Here is an 18,637-nt window from a genome sequence, read left to right as displayed (position 1 = left end):
GTCTCTAAGTTATTGATGCTTTATCTAAGTCATTGATGCTTTCACATACACATCAAAACGATTCTTTTTGGTTTCGATCGCCATGCTCGGCTTTTGCTCGTGTAACCAAGCCGCATAATCGGGTCTTTTAACCACAACTCGCTTCGATGCCAACTTCATCGCCGGTTCAAATAGACCATCAGCATCCAGATCCGCACCCACTAAAGATTGGAATACGCGCATCTCTTTTTTGACCAAAGCTGATTTCTTTTTGTTCTCAGGGTGTGGGTACATTGGATCGAGGTACACCACATCAGGCTGTTCAAAATTAGGATCGTTACTAAGCTTATCCAACGCATCATGGCTCGAAGCGTGAATCAACGTCATACGTTCGCTTACCCAACAACCAATATCAGGATCTTGCTGTGCACGCTGTAATCCATCATCAAGCAGCGCTGCCACAACAGGATGACGCTCGACCATTTGCACCTTACAACCTAGAGAAGCCAATACAAATGCATCACGCCCTAAGCCAGCCGTACCATCAAGAATGGTTGGCGTAGCCCCTTTATTCAAACCTGCCGCCTTAGCGATTGCCTGACCTTTACCGCCACCAAATTTACGTCGATGACCAACCGCACCGCCAACTAAATCAACGAAGATAGCACCTAACTTGGGTTCGTCTACTTTGCGTAGCTCAAGTCGTTCGCTAGTCAGCACCAAAGCAAATTCGCTGCTTTCATCGTGAGATAAATTCCAACGGGTCGCTAAGTCATTCAGATGATCGATTTGTGTAGCATCTTCGCAAATCAGTTGTAGTTGCAAGGTCGTCTCCAACAGACAGTAGTATTCAAAACAAAGGAGGCAACCAGTTTACCTGATCGCCTCAACAATACATATTAGCGGTGCAAAGTAATCCCAGCTAAAGTCGGCTTACCTAAACCAATGGCTCTCTCTCGCGTTCTTGTCTTAACTCTTCAACGAGCTCCGCCAGTGGCTTAGGTCGTCCTATGATGTAGCCCTGCGCGTAGTTCACACCAAGCTCGATCAGCTTGTCGATGATCTGGGTATTTTCAACGAACTCAGCCACGGTGTGCTTGCCCATCTGCTTAGCAAGATCATTAATCGAACGAACCATCACATGATCCATCTCGTTGACATCAATATCACGTACAAATAGGCCATCGATCTTTACAATATCGACCGGTAATTTCTTCAAGTAACCAAACGACGATAGCCCTGAGCCAAAGTCATCCAGTGCAATCATGCAGCCGAGCTCTTTGATTCGAGTGAAGAATTTGATCGCCTGCTTCATGTTACTCATAGCCGCTGTTTCGGTGATCTCCAAACAAATCTTATGACACGGTATAGATGAATCTCTTAAGCTCTCTATCAAGAACTCTACAAATTCACGATTACCCATCGAGTGGCCGGAAAGGTTGATTGAACACATCCCCAGTTCTTCAATTATCTCTGGACGTTGCTCCAACCAACTCAAGGTTTGACTAACGACTTGTCGGTCAATCAAATGCGCGATGTTATAACGCTCTGAGGCTGGCATGAAGATCCCCGGGGAGATGTATTCCCCTTTGATGTTCTTGATGCGTACCAAAACCTCGAAGTGCATTTTATCGCTGTTTTTATTTAGGCCAAGAATACGCTGAGCAAACAACTCTAAGCGATCGTTAGCCAAAGCCTCATGCACTAGGTTGACGCTCTCCATCTCAAGATGACGACGACGCAGGTCTTCATCATCTTGATGGTAAAGGTTGTAACGGTTACGGCCTTCTTCTTTAGCGGCATGACAAGCCGCATCCGCCTGAGCATGCACCATCTGCGGTGAAGCGGCAGTATGGTCAATCAATCGAATGCCAATAGAGCAGGTCAGGTTGAGACGAATATCATCCCACAGGAATGGATTGTCGCTCATCATCGAGATAATACTGCGACATACATTAACCGCATCGCGCTCAGTGCAGTCTTTGATTAATACCGCAAACTCATCACCACCCATTCGTGCCAATACAGCATTATATGGCAGTACCTCTTCCAATAACTGCGCACTAAACAAGATCGCGGCATCGCCCGCTTCATGCCCTGCGGTATCGTTCAAGACCTTCAACTGATCCAAATCTAAGAACAACATCGCGTGAGTTCGCATGTGACTCTCAACCTCTTTAAGCGCTTTTTGCAGCTCTTGCTCAAAGTGGTTACGGTTGAAGGTGTCAGTCAGCAGGTCATAGCGAGCTTGATACTCTAGCTTTTCAGAAAGCTCGTGCGTCTCGGTGATGTCTTCACCCACAATCAACAGCTGATCAGACTCGACCAACGGGCGGATATTTTCACGAATCCAGATCTTGCTACCGTCGGCATGGCGATATTCGATATCACGACGCCACACACCACGAATTTTATGCTGTGGTTGCAACAAGATATGGCGAGGAATCATCGCATTCTCATCAACATAGAACTCTCTAGGACGATGCCCTAATAGCTGATCTAGTGGATAACCCAAAAGCTCCTCGGCAAATTGGTTCACTTGTTGAATGCGATTATTGCCATCGAGCGTAATCATCATCACAGGCTGTTTGTCGTAATACAGCTTCAAGTTCGCTTCACGTTGGAACAGTTTATTCTCAGCAAGTTTACGCGAAGTCACGTCGCGCGCCTCAAATAGGAACTGAATGTCTTCCTCTTCACTGCACGGCATCGGTTTCAATGAAATATCCAACACCATCGCCCCACGATCCCGACACCACACCTCGGCTTCAAATCGTAAGGCTGGGTGCTCATTTTTTGCGATGAAATATTCGGTTAGCACTTCTCGTGCGGAATCTTCCCAGTGTTGATGTTGTTGAAGCGGCGTTCCCAATTTATAGCCTTGATTATAAAGCAGCTCATGTAGCTTGCTGTTACTCGACAACAACACACCGCCCTTATCAATAATGCCCATGAACTGCAGGCTTTGGTCGAATATCGATTCCAGTAGCAGCTGGCTTTGTCGGCTGGCACGTTCACTTTTTTTAAGGCGATTAAGGTAATACACCAAGGTCGCGATGACACACGACATAACCAAAAACAGCAAACCTATGGTGCGAATTTCATCGCGGTAGCGTACTAAAAATGACTTAGGCTTGTTGAGGAAGGTCACCGAGGCTTCATTCTCTGCACCCAGATCCCAACGTGAGATTTGTTGGTAATCGAGTTTGATTTCTGGCGCGCCAGCAACCACTTGGGGCAGCGGTTTATCCGGATTGGCGAGCACATTCAGTAGCACTCGCCCAGTGTCTCGACCTTGCGTTTCACCACTTTGAATCACACCACCAATCGCACCAAAACCTAGCCCTAGATCGTGCACCATATACAGTGGCATTTGGGTCTTGATATTCAGTTGTCGCCAATCTTCATCGCTACTCACTCTACCTTGTGCATCGCGGTAATAGGCCCAAAATAGCAAGCTCTTACCTAGATCAGCACGTTGAGAAAATTCCATTAACTCTTGGTAGGAATCCGGCACATAGTGCTCAACGAGATCAGAAAAATCCGGATGGGTTTTGATGAAAAGATCGATTTGAGAACGAATCGCCTCCCCCGTGACCGAGTGATCGGTAACAATGTAGATCTTCTTTACGGTCGATTGAAGACGTTTAACCAGCTCGATATTGCCCACTAAGTCGATATCTTCAGTGATGCCCGTTGCGTTCAAACCTTCGATCATTTCAGGCGAGAAATTATTGATGCCACCAAAGATGACAGGTGTGCCCTTGAGATCGGGCGCAAGGCGCTTCATTAGGTTGAGCGCATTATTGTCACTAACGACAATTGCTGCAAATTCTTCATGCTGTAGCTTGGTGTGATAAAGCTGATACACACGCTCTAGGTATTCTTGGTTTTGGGTACGTTTACTATCGAGATAAACGACACGGTAAGACAACCCGTCGCGATCGAGTTCTTCGGACAAGCCTTTATGGAAATCATCCGTCCAGAAAAAACCTTGATGGTAGGAGTGGATCACCAATACATCTTTTGTCTGCGCCGAAGCAAATACGCTCCAACACATCGCAATAAATAACACCCAAAATCGCACTGAATTCACCCTAACATCATTGTTGCTGCTAATATTATCACCCTTGGCTATGATATGTACTCTAGCCGATATATTTTCATTAAATCTGAGGGTTACGCATGTCCACAACTACCGCTCGTCTCGATGACCTAGACCGTGCCATTCTGAAAACCTTAATGGAAGATGCTCGTACACCTTACGCAGAGATGGCAAAGCAGTTTGACGTAAGCCCAGCGACTATTCACGTCCGTATCGAGAAAATGAGATCGGCCGACATTATTGAGCGTACCGAGGTTGTGGTAAACACGAAAAAGCTAGGTTACGACGTATGTTGCTTTATCGGCATCAACCTTAATGCAGCCAAAGATTACCACTCGGCAATCGCCAAGCTGAATGCCCTAGATGAAGTGGTTGAAGCCTACTACACCACTGGTGCCTACAATATTTTCGTTAAGCTGATGTGTAAATCGATAGAAGAATTGCAGTTCGTGTTGATTGATAAATTGCAGGCGATCGACGAGGTTCAATCGACTGAGACATTGATTTCATTGCAAAACCCAATCAATCGCAATGTGAATCCATAATCGATTGATAAATAAATACAAAAAGAGCCTCACTAAGAGGCTCTTTTTACATACTAACCAGCACAATATTACGCGCTGATACCCGCATGACGCAGCATTGCATCGATTTGTGGCTCACGACCACGGAAGCGTTTGAACAGCTCCATCGGCTCTTCACTGCCACCCATCTCAAGGATGTTGTTCAGGAAGCGGTTACCGGTTTCAGTGTTGAAGATACCCTCTTCTTCAAATGCTGAGAACGCATCTGCTGACAACACTTCTGCCCATAAGTAGCTGTAGTAACCCGCGCTGTAACCACCAGCGAAGATGTGACTAAAGCTGTGCGAGAAACGGTTCCAATCTAGGCTTGGCAGTACCGCTACTTTAGACTTCACGTCGGCCAGTGTTTCAAGTACGCGCGCACCCACTTCTGGATCGTATTCTGTATGCAGCGTGAAATCGAACAGGCCAAGCTCTAGCTGACGTAGGATAAACATCGCTGATTGGAAGTTCTTCGCCGCTAGCATCTTCTCCAGCATCTCTTTTGGCAATGCTTCACCCGTTTCGAAGTGACCAGAGATAAACGACAGCGCTTCTTCTTCCCAGCACCAGTTTTCTAGGAATTGACTTGGTAGCTCAACGGCATCCCAAGGCACACCATTGATACCCGCAACTGCACCCGCTTCAACTTGCGTTAGCATGTGGTGGATACCGTGGCCAAACTCGTGGAACAAAGTCACTACTTCATCGTGAGTAAATAGTGCTGGCTTATCACCAACAGGTTTATTGAAGTTACACGTTAGGTAAGCGACAGGTGTTTGTAGCTCGCCAGACTCGGTAATACGACGACCACGACAGTCATCCATCCACGCTCCGCCACGTTTGTGTTCACGTGCGTACAAATCTAGGTAGAAGCTACCGCGCAGTGCTCCTGTCGCATCAAAGATATCAAAGAAGCGCACTGACTCATGCCATGTGTCGACGCCTTCACGCTCTGTTACCGACATACCAAACACACGGTTTAATACCTCAAACAGGCCTGAAACTACGTTTGATTCAGGGAAGTATGGGCGAAGCTCTTCATCAGAGATCTCGAATAGGTTCTGCTTCTGTTTTTCGCTGTAGTAAGCGATGTCCCACAGGTTTAGCTCAGAAACACCAAACTCTTTCTCAGCAAACTGACGCAGCTCTTCAACTTCGCGTTCACCTTGTGGTTTTGCTTTTACTGCTAGGTCGTTCAGGAAGCCAAGAACCTGATCTGGCGTTTCAGCCATTTTAGTCGACAGTGATTTTTCGCTGTAAGTGCTGAAACCTAGCATGCGAGCGATCTCGTGACGCAGTTTAAGCTGCTCTGTGATGATCTCTGTGTTGTCCCACTTACCTGCGTTCGGACCGCGATCTGAAGCGCGTGTTACATAAGCTTCATACAACTCTTTACGTAATTCTTGGTTATCACAGTAAGTCATCACAGGTAGGTATGATGGGATATCCAGAGTCAGTAGGTAGCCTTCTTGCTCTTTAGACTCGGCTGCCGCTTGAGCTGCCGCCAGTGCTGATTCAGGCATGCCCGCTAATTCAGCGATGTCTGTGATCTGCTTGCTCCAACCCATGGTTGCATCAAGTACGTTGTTCGAGAATTGAGAGCCTAGCTCAGACTGGCGCTTGCTGATCTCGCCGTAGCGGTGCTGTTCGTCTGCTGGCAAGCCAATGCCCGACAGTTCAAAGTCACGCAGTGCGTCTGTAATGGTTTTTTGTTGAGCTCGGTTTAATGCCGAGAATGCTTCACTCGCCTTGATCGCTTTGTATGCCTCAAACAATCCTTTGTGTTGACCAACCCAAGTACCGTACTCAGACAATACTGGTAGGCAGCTCTCATACGCTTCACGCAGTTCGTCACTGTTCACAACCGAGTTCATGTGGCTTACTGGTGACCAAATACGGCCTAAACGATCATCCACTTCTTCAATCGGAGCAACTAGGTTGTCCCAGCTTGGTGAAGTATTACCTTCAAGTACTTGTTCTATCTTGTTGCGACACGCTTCAATCACTTGCTCAACCGCTGGCTTAACGTGCTCAGGTTTGATTTGTGAAAACGGAGGTAAGTCCGTGAAGGTTAATAGCGGATTAGACATATAAACATTCCTTTGGCGTTAGAGACTTTCGTCTTTTTTGTAATGAGGTCGTCTTACAGTCACCAGGCTAAAGTTCGCCCTAAAAAATCACCTGCGAATAGTTATTAAATAGTGCCCAACAAGGCAAATTTCAATAGTAGAACCAATAACTAACTGCATATTGCTAGCGACTGTTCCTGAATTGTTCGAGAATTTATGGCCCATTGGGGGTTATAATAGTCAGATTAACCCCACCTACACTAACCACACTCTAAATCGAGAGTGTTACGAGAGTTTAATTTGTTAAGTTATCGCCACAGCTTCCACGCGGGCAACCATGCCGACGTAGTAAAGCATATCGTACAGAGCCTTATTCTTAATTCTTTGAAACAGAAGGATAAGCCTTTTGTTTACCATGACACTCACTCTGGTGTAGGTCGTTACGACTTAACGCATGAATGGTCTGAAAAAACTGGCGAATACAAACAAGGTATCGCTCGCGTCTGGGAGCAGCAAAATCTTCCTGAAGACATTCAAAGCTACCTTGAGTCTATCTCTACGCTAAACAACGGCGACAAGCTGCGCTACTACCCAGGTTCACCGCGTGTTGCTCGCGCCCACCTACGTGACCAGGACCGTATGGTACTGACCGAGCTTCACCCAGCGGACCACCCACTGCTTGAGCAAGAGTTCCACCGCGATCGTCAAGTGTCTATCTACAAAGAAGATGGCTTCCAACGCTTAAAAGGCAGCCTACCACCAAAAGAGCGTCGTGGTTTGGTACTTATCGATCCGCCTTATGAGCTGGCAAGAGAGTACCGCGATGTGGTGACGGCGATTGCTCAAAGCCATAAGCGCTGGGCAACTGGTATCTACGCAATTTGGTACCCGGTAGTAAACCGTTGTGACATCGAAGATATGATCGAAGGTCTTGAAGGCTTAGGCATCAACAAGATTCTACAAATCGAACTTGGCGTATCACCAGACACCAACGAGCGCGGCATGACAGCATCAGGCATGATTGTTATCAACCCGCCTTGGAAGCTAGAAAGCCAAATGAACGAGATTCTTCCATTCTTGAAGGAAGCAATTGCACCGGCAACCGGTCACTTCAAAGTAGAGTGGATCGTACCCGAGTAATCTCGAATCCACATCATAGACTGAAGAATCTTCAACAGACGGTGATGTGGACGAATAAATTTTAAACAGGGAGATTGAGTTCAACCGATCTGCCCTCAATATAATAATTAGACAATTTAAGAATCTATAGGACGTAGGTGTTCAGTGCGCTCACTGTACCCACAGCCTTCAATAAATGGAGAAAGTAATGGCGACTCATTTTGATTACATCTGTATCGGCGGCGGTTCAGGCGGCATCGCATCAGCTAACCGCGCAGCAATGCACGGTGCAAAGGTTGCACTTATCGAAGCTCAAGACCTTGGTGGTACTTGTGTAAACGTTGGTTGTGTTCCTAAAAAGGTAATGTGGCACGGCGCTCAAGTTGCTGAAGCTATCAACCTATATTCTGAAGATTACGGCTTCGATGTTGACGTAAAAGGCTTCAACTGGAGCAAATTGGTAGAAAACCGCCAAGCGTACATTGGCCGTATCCACCAATCTTACGATCGCGTTCTTGGTAACAACAAAGTAAACGTAATCAAAGGCTTCGCTAAGTTCGTTGACGAGAAAACTGTTGAAGTTAACGGCGAACACTACACAGCAGATCACATCCTGATCGCGGTAGGTGGTCGTCCAACCATTCCAAACATCCCAGGCGCAGAGTACGGCATCGACTCAAACGGCTTCTTCGACCTAATGGAGCAACCTAAACGTGTTGCTGTTATCGGCGCGGGCTACATCGCAGTTGAAATCGCAGGCGTACTAAGCGCACTTGGCACAGAAACACACCTGTTCTGTCGTAAAGAGTCACCACTTCGCAGCTTCGACCCAATGATCATCGAAACATTGGTTGAAGTAATGGAAGCGGAAGGCCCAACACTGCATACACACTCTGTTCCTAAAGAAGTAGTGAAAGAAGCAGATGGCACGCTGACTCTGCACCTTGAGAACGGCAACACTCAAAACGTTGACCACCTAATCTGGGCTATCGGCCGCCACCCAGCGACTGACGCTATCAACCTAGCATCAACTGGCGTTGCAACCAACGACCGTGGCTACATTAAAGTAGACGAGTTCCAAGCGACTAACGTTCCTGGCATCTACTGTGTTGGCGACATCATGGAAGGCGGTATCGAGCTAACACCTGTAGCAGTTAAAGCAGGTCGCCAGCTTTCTGAGCGTCTATTCAACGGTCAAACTAACGCGAAAATGGACTACAACCTAGTACCTACTGTTGTATTCAGCCACCCACCTATCGGCACTATTGGTCTAACGACTCAAGAAGCCGAAGAGAAGTACGGCAAAGACAACATTAAGGTTTACACATCTGGCTTCACTGCGATGTACACAGCAGTAACCAAGCACCGTCAACCTTGTAAGATGAAGCTAGTATGTGCTGGCGAAGAAGAGACAGTAGTCGGCCTACACGGCATCGGCTTCACTGTTGATGAGATGATTCAAGGCTTCGGCGTTGCAATGAAGATGGGCGCAACCAAAGCAGACTTCGACTCTGTTGTGGCGATTCACCCAACGGGCAGCGAAGAGTTTGTTACCATGAGATAATCAACGTCTTAGTTGAGCACTCTTTAGAAGCAGGCCTTGAGCCTGCTTTTTTTATATCCGCTCTGAACCTTAGTTACCGATTCGACGTAACACAAATATCCACCTACCTAAAACAGCAATGGAGTTTGTGATGAATCTACTAATTGAATCATTTGAAGGCGGGATCTACTTAGCTTACCAAATCATTGGCGAGCAAAAACAGTTAATCAAAGACGACCACCAGCACCCAATGAAGTTTTTGAGTGTTAACCAAGCGCGCGACCACTTTAGTGACCAAGGCGTAGCGTCGGCCACGCTTATTCATAACAGTGCCTACGACGAGATGTGTGGTGAGCATTGTGGTAACACCCAACCATTCGAGATTGATTTGAAGTGGAGTTAAATCAACTTCAAAGCAATCGCGATAAAAATTGAAAGGCTTGCACATCTGCAAGCCTTTTTCGTTGGGGTTTTATTTCTTATCGTGCTGTACGTTTTTGTCTGCGTTTGATGTTTTGCTCTTTCACAATAAAGTCGAACAATGGAGCAAACAAGTTAGCAAACAAGATAGCGAGCATGATGCCTTCTGGATAAGCAGGGTTGAGCACTCGGATGCCGACCGTCATTACACCAATCAAGATCCCGTAAGCCCACTTACTCTGGTTGGTAAAAGCGGCAGAAACTGGGTCGGTCGCCATGAAGAAGGTACCAAAGGCAACGCCGCCCAACACAAAGTGCCAGTAGAACGGCATCGAGAACATCGAGTTGGTATCAGAGCCAATCCAGTTCATCAAACTTGAAGTCACGACGAGGCCAATAATCACACCGGCGACAATGCGCCAAGAGGCAATTTTCATGACAATCAGAATCAGCCCCGTCAACATGATAAGCAATGAAGAAACCTCACCCATCGAGCCGGGTATATTGCCGATAAACGCGTCCATCCACGTTATTGTCTCGCCAGTCATATTGTTAATCAGAGAGGTACTGCCCCCCTCATACCATTGACTCAGTGGAGTCGCTCCTGAATAACCGTCAGCGGCAACCCATACTAAGCCACCCGACATGTTGGCTGGATAGGCGAAGTAGAGAAAGGCTCGACCAGCAAGGGCTGGGTTAAGGAAGTTTCGTCCTGTACCACCGAACAGCTCTTTGGCGACAACGATACCAAAGGTGATACCTAGCGCTGCTTGCCATAACGGAATGGTTGGTGGAAGAATCAGTGCAAACAGCACCGAGCTAACAAAGAAGCCTTCATTAACTTCGTGCTTGCGAACGACAGCAAACAGTACCTCCCAGAAGCCACCTACCACAAACACCGTGGCATAAACGGGTAGGAAATAGAGTGCACCAAGCAACACCTGACTTACCCAACCACTTGCCATCAGTGACTGTGCATCACCAAATGCCCACGACAAGCGCCAACTGCTGTCGATGATGGAGGCAAGCTCAGCGCCAGAATAGGTAGCTGTCAACCCCATCACGGCTTGATGACCTACGTTGTACATACCCCAGAACATTGCAGGAAAAGTTGCCAGCCACACCAGAATCATGATTCGTTTGAGATCGATGCTATCTCGAACATGGGTCAAGCCTTGGTTTACGTTACCAGGCGTATAAAATATCGTCGCGAAAGCCTCGTATACAGGATAAAGCTTTTCGTACTTCCCTCCGGCTTCAAAGCGTGGAGCCACGTCTTCTAATCGTTTTTTTAAACTCATAATCTCAATCACCTTATTGCTTGAGTTATGGTTTTCTACGCATCAACCGTGCTATTTGAACAATTTTTAGCTATTTTTAATCAAATTCGTCTTGAAGAACGAGTATCTGAAAGTCGAACCGATGTTGAAAAAGAAGAATGTATAAACAACAAAGCCCCAGCAATGGCTGAGGCTTATTTGGTATAACAACGGTCGTCGTTACTTAACGCACATCACATTGAGCAATGAAGAGCCTTTCAATTGGTTAACGTTACCGTTGGTAAACAGGCCTTTCTTATCTGCGCCCCAATAAGGAAGGTGCATTGGCCAGTTCTGTTTTTCCATAACCTTTGAGCTCAAGATGCTTTGCCATTGCTTTTCACTCATCAGCTTCATGTTGACCTGATTACACACTAATTCAGCGCTATCGTAATCTAGGCGGCTCCAAGGCTTACCTTGTTCCATGTAGAACTGTTGTTGATGGTCTAGAAGGTAAGGAATCGCATATTGGTTACCCGCAACGTCTGCTGTCACGCGAATCTCGATTTCTAGATCACCATCTGAGCGCGCATTACCGCTTGGTAGCGTCTGAATAGCAGCAGCACTCGTTACCGCGGCCGCTTGCTTAACGGCCACAGGTTTTGCTGTTGGTTTTGGTTTTGGTTTTCCAGGAGCCTTAGGCTTAACCATTTTTGGCTCTGCCGGTTTTGCAACAATAGGCTGTGACGAGGTCTGAGACTTATCAACCATACGAATGAAGGCTTCACTGTATCCAGACACTTTACGGACCTGAGCTAGGTCTTTTCTTGCATCGGAGAAGGTAGAATAAGGGCCAATTAAACAACGATAGTCTCCGCCTTCCGGCTTCATCCATACATTGGTCGAGATCTTCTCATATAGGGGCTTTGCTCGGTTCAGTGACAAAGGCTTATTCAGCAAGCCACATTGAACCCAAAACAGCTCGTTATCTGAATGACGTTTAGGCGCCTTGCTCCCCCAAACACCCTTACCGATCGGACATGATTGCTCTAGCTGTGGTAATTGGTTGGTGCTTGCCTGAGTTGCATCACATAGAACCGACTCTGCATTCACTTGGCTCGATACCAAAAGGGATGCAGCGATAAGCCCCATACGATAATTTCTCATCACAGCACGACATACAGCATTCATTGTCAATTTCATAACCACCACTTAAACCCTTACGGGTTAATTATTACCGAATCAATGTCGATAAAACATGAATTCCATTTTAAGTATTATTGACAGTATCAATGATACTAAGTTCCAGATCCATTAAGCAAAAAAAGAGCCGTAATTGCTTACGGCTCTTAGTTTAGTGACTTTTTTTTCTAAAAATCAAACCGCGCTATCACCCTTTATAAATTTTAGGGTTAAACACGTCACGTAACCAGTCGCCTAGTAGGTTAATAACTAGAACTAATGTTACCAAAAGCACACCTGGGAATGCTGTGATCCACCATGCTCCTGAGAAAATGTAGTTAAAACCAGTACTGATCAGGGCACCTAGTGACGGTTGGTCTACCGGAAGGCCTAAGCCCAGGAAAGAAAGTGCCGCCTCTGACATGATGGCATTTGCCACCTGTACTGTAGAGATAACCAAAATCGGTGATAAACAGTTAGGCAGAATATGACGGAACATGATGCGAGGTGCTCTGAAGCCCATCACACGAGCCGCTTCTACGTACTCTTTCTTCTTCTCTGCCAATACCGATGCACGAATCGTACGAGCATACTGCGGCCATTCGGCAATACCGATGATCACCACCAGCATAACAACGGCATATTGCGCGTAGAAGTCACTGCCGAAACTGGCCTTAAAGATAGCTGAGACGATGATCGCTACCATCATGGTTGAGAACGAAAGCTGAACATCGGCAAAACGCATCAGGAAGCTATCGATACGGCCACCGAAGTAACCCGCAGACAGACCAATGATGATACCTAGAGTCAGCTGAAGGCCAACCGCCAAGAAGCCAATCGTCAATGAAAGACGAGAGCCGTAAAGCATGGTCGATAGGATGTCACGACCTTGCTCATCAGTACCCAGTAAGAAACGCTCTTCGCCATCTTCCATCCAAGATGGTGGCAGCTCTGAATCCATGATGTCGATAGACGTCACGTCATACGGGTCTGTTGGCGCTAAAATCGGTGCCGCGAGTGCCATCACTAGGAAGGCCGCAAAGATGGCAAAGCTGACCATTGCCACTTTGTCGCGTAAGAAGTAGTACAGAATGTCTGACTGCTTGAATCGCTCCCAACGAGATGGAGCTGTTGTTGTTTGTTCCATGATTATGCTCCTTTCCCTGTGATGTTCACTGTTGGGTTAATGATGCCGTAAAGCAGGTCAACAATGGTGTTCGTTACTACGAAGATCAGACCAACGAAGATAACGTATGCGGTAATCAGTGGTGTATCCACTCGGTTAATCGCTTCAAGGAATAGGAAGCCGGTGCCCGGCCACTGGAATACAGTTTCAGTAAGAATGGTGTAAGCCACCATAGTACCGATTTGAACACCACCTACCGTTAGTACTGGCAGCATTGTGTTTTTCAAAGCGTGTTGGTAGTAGATCTTGTTCAGCGCTAGGCCTTTTGCTTTACCAAACTTGATGTACTCAGAGCTAAGAACCTCTAGCATTTCAGAGCGCACTAAACGAATGAACAGAGGCAGCATGATAGATGCTAGAGCAATACTCGGCAGCACTAAGTGCGCAAGGCCATCTATCGTTAAGAAACCAGACTCCCAACCAAACCAGTTTGCGGTCTCACCACGTCCAAACGACGGCAACCAACCTAACTCAATAGAGAATACATACATCAACATGATTGCGGTTAAGAAAACAGGCACAGAAATGCCGATACTACTGCCCGCCATCACCAGTTTAGTGAAGAAGCTTTTTGGGTGTATTGCAGAATAAACGCCAAGTGGAATCGACAGACAAACAATGATCAGAGAAGCGCCAAACACAAGTTCAAGCGTTGCTACGAGTTTATCTAAGATTACGTCCACAGCTGGGCGTTTAAAGAAATATGAAGTACCAAGATCACCTTGTAGAGCTGCGCCCACAAAGCGAGTGTATTTTGTAATGAAGGGATCATTTAAGCCGAGTTCATCACGTAGCGCTTGACGCTCCGATTCTGAAACAGATTGACCGACTAACTCACGCAACGGGTCGCCCAGGTTATCCTGAATGGCAAACGCCACCAAACTGATCACAAACATCACTATCAGTGCCTGAAACAGGCGCTTGACCAGAAACGTAACCATTCCTTGCCCCTTATCTATCCATGACTATCTAGTCGAAATCCGCGACTAGATAACAAAATTCAGTCTTAAAAAAGGTATTTAGCCAGACTGAAGGAAGACCAAATACCGAAACTTAAATCTATTTCTTAATAATTTGAGAGCCTGAAAAGCTTCAGGCTCTCGATTCTAGCAAGCTAGATTATTTTACAACTAGGTCGCCGAAGTAAGGCATAACCATTGGGTTTACTATGTCTGCTGCACCTACGTTAGACTTCGCGCCCCACGCTTCACTTTGCCAGTGTAGCGGTACGAATGCTGCGTCGTTGTATAGAGTTGCTTCAACGCCTTTCAGCATTTCAGAACGCTTAACTGGGTCAGTTTCAGTGTTAGAAGCTTCTACGATCGCATCCATTTCTGGGTTTGAGTAACCAGAACAGTTGTATTGACCACGACCAGTCTCTTCGTTACGAGTCATAGTTAGGAACTCGTTGAAGTTAGCTGAATCTTCAGTATCTGAGTGCCAGCCGATCATCATCATGTCTGCTGAACATAGGTCAAACTCAGGCCAGTACTGTGCTTTAGGCATAGTCTTAAGATCAACTTTGATACCAATCTTAGATAGCATTGCCGCAGACGCTTGCGCTACTTTCGCATCGTTCACGTAACGGTTGTTTGGAGCCATCATAGTTAGCGTAAAGCCATCTTCGTAGCCCGCTTCTTTCATCAGCTCTTTCGCTTTTTTCAGATCGTAACGAGGAACTAGGTCTTCGTTGTGACCCGCGTAGCCTGTTGGGCTTTGCTGACCAGCTGCTGTTGCGAAGCCTTTCATGATCTTCTTAACGATACCTTCGTTGTTGATTGCGTGAACAATCGCCTGACGAACGCGAACATCTTTAAGAGCTTCGTTGCTGTTTTGGTTCATTTGGAACGTGATGATACGAGTACCAGGTAGCGTTACTAGATCGATGTTCTTAGCGTTTTTAACACGCTTGTGATCGTTTGGTGCTACTGGGTGAATCATATCAACGTCGCCAGAAAGAAGTGCTGCAACACGTGTCGCGTCTTCTTTGATTGGCACAAGTGTTAGCTTGTCTACGTTGCCTTCAGTTTCTGTATCCCAGTAATCGTTGAAACGTTCGAACGTTACTTTAACGCCTTGCTCACGCTGCGTTACGATGAAAGGACCAGTACCTGAAACGTTAGTCGAAGCAAACGAGTTACCGTGCTTAACTAGCTCAGACTTGTCTTTACCTTCAGCTGTTTGGCCAGAGTAGAACTTGCTGTCCATTGGGAAGATGTAAGTTGCTGTTTGTAGTACTAGTGGGTAAGCCGCTTTTGATACTAGCTCAACTGTGTAGTCATCCACTTTTACCATTTTTTCGTATGGCGTGAAGATAGACTTAAAGTCTGGAGAAGCTTGTAGACGTTCAAAAGTCCACACAACATCATCAGCAGTCAGTTCGTTACCAGAGTGGAATTTCACACCTTTACGTAGGTTGAAGCGGAAAGTCGTTTCATCAACACGCTCCCAGCTAGATGCTAGACGGCCTTCAAAATCCATCTCTTGAGTGAAACGTACTAGAGGGTCAAACACCATGTGAGACATTTGCAGTGTGCCACCAGACAGCTGCTCGTGCGGGTCAAGTGATACTGGGTCAGCTGCGTAGCCAACGGTAATATCTGCTGCTGCTGCACTAAAGCTTAGGCCAGCTGCCATTAAAGCTACTGCTAATTTGCTTTTCATGGTTTTCATTGCATAACTCCTTCATGCGGGAATCCAGATCCCTAGTTGTTGTATTTGCGTCTGTTTATTGTTGTTAGCAAGCTAAACTCCAGCCTGCTGATTTTTATACCGCGGCTTGTGCCACTGCTTTTTCTTCTCTTAAACCTGTAAATTCAGGCATTAAAGAAATCAGTTGTTTGCTGTATTCATGCTGAGGTGATTGGAACAGCTGCTCCGTTGGCGCAACCTCCAATAATGTCCCCATCTGCATCACACCAACACGGTCACACATTTGGCGAATAACCGGTAAATCGTGACTGATGAACAGCATGGTTAGGTTTAGCTCGTCTTGTAAGTCTTTTAGTAGGTTAAGGATCTGAGCCTGTACCGACACATCCAGTGCCGAAGTTGGTTCATCACAAATCAAAAGACGCGGACGAGTTGCCAAAGCGCGAGCGATAGAAATACGCTGACGTTGACCACCTGAGAATTCGTGCGGGTACTTCACCCCTGCCATCTTGCCTAAACCAACGTGCTCTAGCAGGTCGTTCACGATCTGACGAGTTTCATTTTCGTTGCGAGTAAGCTTATGGAATCGGATAGGTTCAGCAATGATGTCGAATATCTTCATTCGAGGGTTCATTGATGTGTAAGGGTTTTGGAAAACCATCTGCATTTGACGACGCATAGGGCGACGTTCTTTTTCAGATTTCAGACCTGTAAGATCAACGCCTTCAAACGTTACCTTGCCTGAGTTCGGTGCGTACAAGCCAGCAATCACACGTGCGATCGTTGACTTACCTGAACCTGATTCACCTACTAGACCAAACGTTTCGCCTTCATGTACTTCAAAGCTCACGTTGTTTGACGCCTGAACGTACTCACGACGGCTCTCAAAGAAAGAATCTTTGGTGGTAAAGCGCAAGTTTACGTTCTCAACATTCAACAGTGGACCAGTGTAGTCACGGTGATCTTGGCTTTGACCTAACCAGTGGTTTTTCACATCGAGTGGTTCCATCTCTTGTGCTTCTTCGATGTAGCTAACAAGAGGGAAACGATCGAGTTTGCGGTCTGAACGAGGAACCGCAGAGATAAGGCTATGTGTGTATGGGTGTTCAGGAGTGCCCAGCACTTTCGCTGTTGGGCCAAACTCAACTAAGTCACCACGATACATAACGGCTACGCGGTCGGTAACGTTAGATACCACGCCCATGTCGTGCGTTACCAACATGCAACCTACGTTTTTCTTAATACATAGATCGCGAATCAAGCCTAAGATTTGGTCTTGAATAGACACATCCAGTGCCGTTGTTGGTTCATCTGCGATGATAAGGTCAGGTTCACCTGCCAATGCGATCGCGATAACTACACGCTGACGCATACCGCCAGAGAATTGGTGTGGGTACTGCTTTAAACGGTTTTCCGGTTGTGGGATACCCACTTGGTTCATCAAGTCTAATGAACGCTGGTAGGCTTCTTGATCCGAAACTTTCATGTTGGCATGAATCGTCTCTTTTAACTGCTGTTCTACTGTGAATAGAGGGTTAAGAGACGTCATTGGATCTTGGAAGATAAAACCAATCTTTGAGCCGCGAACAGAACGCATCTGTTCAGGAGATAAGCCAGAGACTTTTTCGCCATCCAGAAATACCTCGCCGCTAGCAATACGGCCGGGAGGGCTCAGCAAATCGATCACAGCATTACCTACTGTTGATTTACCTGCACCAGACTCGCCTACAACACCAACGATCTCACCACGTTCAATGTTGAACGAAAGCGATTTAACGGCGGCGTGAACTCCATGACGAGATGGGTATTCGATACGAAGATTTTTTACTTCTAAAAGTGACATTACCAGACCTCTACTGCTTTGGCAGCTTTCTGCCCTGTCTGCAAAATTGAATCCATTCTTACCAGAATATTGTTCTGATATTTTATACGGTTGACAATTTGGCAAATAATTCACAGAAAAGCAACAAAAATAGGATAAAAAGTCGACATTAAACGCTTAGCAAGCAAAAGTGACACATAACTATTCACTCAAAGAGCATATAGTAAGAAAAATCAACATTATATTAGCGGTAATAAATGCTCACAAACCCCTTACCACTACTTACTTGTAGACCTAAACCCGTGGTTCAAAGCAGATCTCACTACCATTCAATAAAAACAAATAATTATTCCAAAAAACAATTAACACTATAGAAACAAACGCTAACTTTGTTAATTAAAACAAACAAAACAACTAGATAGGATCATATTGACCATATATTTAACCATTTAAATTATTTTGATAAATACAAACCAGAGAAATGAAAGGCTTAACAAATCAGAGGCGTTTTTGAACGAGCAAATGCGCAGAAAGCTGTCAAATTCAGGCCTTAGTGAGCAGGTTTAGGGTCAGGTTTCACTTTTCATAAAAGTCTTTAGACCAAGTCCATTAGTATGTCGAATTATTGAACTAACTATTTATATAAAATTAGATATAGAACTGCATGTTTGATAAAGAAAGTAGCTCTGTATCAGCACCATAATCAAGAAAAATGGTAGGAATCTGTCTTACATA

General features: G+C 46.0%; 13 protein-coding genes. 4 read left to right on the top strand and 9 right to left on the bottom strand.

The features are described from left to right. Positions 1-24: 24 nt before the first annotated feature. Both FTW16_RS17170 and FTW16_RS17165 read right to left on the bottom strand, forming a co-directional pair. On the bottom strand, positions 25-804 hold the full coding sequence (locus FTW16_RS17170) for a class I SAM-dependent methyltransferase (protein WP_146491952.1): 780 nt from the start codon (positions 802-804) through the stop codon (positions 25-27). A gap of 112 nt (positions 805-916) precedes the next feature. Continuing rightward, a complete protein-coding gene (locus FTW16_RS17165; RefSeq protein WP_146492012.1) occupies positions 917-4,039 on the bottom strand; it encodes an EAL domain-containing protein in 3,123 nt (1,040 codons plus the stop codon). Between the two features lie 125 nt (positions 4,040-4,164). Between FTW16_RS17165 and asnC the strand changes: the two genes are divergently transcribed. Further along, positions 4,165-4,629, top strand: coding sequence for a transcriptional regulator AsnC (gene asnC, locus FTW16_RS17160; RefSeq protein WP_008218581.1), 465 nt, complete (start codon positions 4,165-4,167; stop codon positions 4,627-4,629). 68 nt (positions 4,630-4,697) lie between these two features. Here asnC and prlC read toward each other — a convergent pair whose 3' ends face one another. Beyond that, a complete protein-coding gene (gene prlC, locus FTW16_RS17155; protein ID WP_146491951.1) occupies positions 4,698-6,740 on the bottom strand; it encodes an oligopeptidase A in 2,043 nt (680 codons plus the stop codon). Positions 6,741-7,019: 279 nt separating this feature from the next. On the opposite strand from prlC, the gene FTW16_RS17150 reads away from it, so the two are divergent. The 3 genes from FTW16_RS17150 to FTW16_RS17140 all read left to right on the top strand — a co-directional run bounded on the left by FTW16_RS17150 (position 7,020) and on the right by FTW16_RS17140 (position 9,784). After that, complete coding sequence (locus tag FTW16_RS17150; RefSeq protein ID WP_102479127.1) at positions 7,020-7,859, top strand: 23S rRNA (adenine(2030)-N(6))-methyltransferase RlmJ; 840 nt, start codon at positions 7,020-7,022, stop codon at positions 7,857-7,859. Positions 7,860-8,046: 187 nt separating this feature from the next. Continuing rightward, positions 8,047-9,402 carry a glutathione-disulfide reductase gene (gene gorA / locus FTW16_RS17145; RefSeq protein ID WP_017071474.1) on the top strand — a complete coding sequence of 452 codons (1,356 nt, stop codon included), beginning with the start codon at positions 8,047-8,049 and terminating at the stop codon, positions 9,400-9,402. Positions 9,403-9,532: 130 nt separating this feature from the next. Next, positions 9,533-9,784, top strand: coding sequence for a DUF6482 family protein (locus tag FTW16_RS17140; RefSeq protein ID WP_065207383.1), 252 nt, complete (start codon positions 9,533-9,535; stop codon positions 9,782-9,784). Between the two features lie 76 nt (positions 9,785-9,860). Here FTW16_RS17140 and FTW16_RS17135 read toward each other — a convergent pair whose 3' ends face one another. From FTW16_RS17135 to FTW16_RS17110, 6 genes are all read right to left on the bottom strand, one after another. After that, positions 9,861-11,102, bottom strand: a complete 1,242-nt coding sequence (locus FTW16_RS17135; protein WP_146491950.1) for an NADH:ubiquinone reductase (Na(+)-transporting) subunit B — start codon at positions 11,100-11,102, stop codon at positions 9,861-9,863. A 198-nt stretch (positions 11,103-11,300) separates the two neighbouring features. Further along, on the bottom strand, positions 11,301-12,263 hold the full coding sequence (locus FTW16_RS17130; protein ID WP_146491949.1) for an SPOR domain-containing protein: 963 nt from the start codon (positions 12,261-12,263) through the stop codon (positions 11,301-11,303). 187 nt (positions 12,264-12,450) lie between these two features. Continuing rightward, positions 12,451-13,389 carry an ABC transporter permease gene (locus FTW16_RS17125; RefSeq protein WP_017060135.1) on the bottom strand — a complete coding sequence of 313 codons (939 nt, stop codon included), beginning with the start codon at positions 13,387-13,389 and terminating at the stop codon, positions 12,451-12,453. A gap of 2 nt (positions 13,390-13,391) precedes the next feature. Beyond that, positions 13,392-14,369: an ABC transporter permease gene (locus FTW16_RS17120; protein ID WP_008218600.1), complete on the bottom strand. Its 978-nt coding sequence runs from the start codon at positions 14,367-14,369 to the stop codon at positions 13,392-13,394. 178 nt (positions 14,370-14,547) lie between these two features. Beyond that, a complete protein-coding gene (locus FTW16_RS17115; RefSeq protein WP_146491948.1) occupies positions 14,548-16,101 on the bottom strand; it encodes an ABC transporter substrate-binding protein in 1,554 nt (517 codons plus the stop codon). A gap of 94 nt (positions 16,102-16,195) precedes the next feature. After that, positions 16,196-17,923, bottom strand: a complete 1,728-nt coding sequence (locus FTW16_RS17110; RefSeq protein ID WP_017060132.1) for a dipeptide ABC transporter ATP-binding protein — start codon at positions 17,921-17,923, stop codon at positions 16,196-16,198. Positions 17,924-18,637: the final 714 nt, after the last annotated feature.

Origin of the sequence: Vibrio sp. T20 (assembly GCF_007858795.1) — a bacterium.
Classification (GTDB): Bacteria; Pseudomonadota; Gammaproteobacteria; order Enterobacterales; family Vibrionaceae; genus Vibrio; species Vibrio satsumensis.
Note: the sequence above shows the minus strand (reverse complement) of the source record. Positions and strands in the feature narration are given on the sequence as shown.

Excerpts from the sequence above, each read along its gene's own strand:
- FTW16_RS17165 (WP_146492012.1), bottom strand. The coding sequence starts at position 4,039 with ATGTGTTGGAGCGTATTTGCTTCGGCGCAGACAAAAGATGTATTGGTG.
- asnC (WP_008218581.1), top strand. The coding sequence starts at position 4,165 with ATGTCCACAACTACCGCTCGTCTCGATGACCTAGACCGTGCCATTCTG.
- prlC (WP_146491951.1), bottom strand. The coding sequence starts at position 6,740 with ATGTCTAATCCGCTATTAACCTTCACGGACTTACCTCCGTTTTCACAA.
- gorA (WP_017071474.1), top strand. The coding sequence starts at position 8,047 with ATGGCGACTCATTTTGATTACATCTGTATCGGCGGCGGTTCAGGCGGC.
- FTW16_RS17140 (WP_065207383.1), top strand. The coding sequence starts at position 9,533 with ATGAATCTACTAATTGAATCATTTGAAGGCGGGATCTACTTAGCTTAC.
- FTW16_RS17135 (WP_146491950.1), bottom strand. The coding sequence starts at position 11,102 with ATGAGTTTAAAAAAACGATTAGAAGACGTGGCTCCACGCTTTGAAGCC.
- FTW16_RS17130 (WP_146491949.1), bottom strand. The coding sequence starts at position 12,263 with ATGAAATTGACAATGAATGCTGTATGTCGTGCTGTGATGAGAAATTAT.
- FTW16_RS17125 (WP_017060135.1), bottom strand. The coding sequence starts at position 13,389 with ATGGAACAAACAACAACAGCTCCATCTCGTTGGGAGCGATTCAAGCAG.
- FTW16_RS17120 (WP_008218600.1), bottom strand. The coding sequence starts at position 14,369 with ATGGTTACGTTTCTGGTCAAGCGCCTGTTTCAGGCACTGATAGTGATG.
- FTW16_RS17115 (WP_146491948.1), bottom strand. The coding sequence starts at position 16,101 with ATGAAAACCATGAAAAGCAAATTAGCAGTAGCTTTAATGGCAGCTGGC.
- FTW16_RS17110 (WP_017060132.1), bottom strand. The coding sequence starts at position 17,923 with ATGTCACTTTTAGAAGTAAAAAATCTTCGTATCGAATACCCATCTCGT.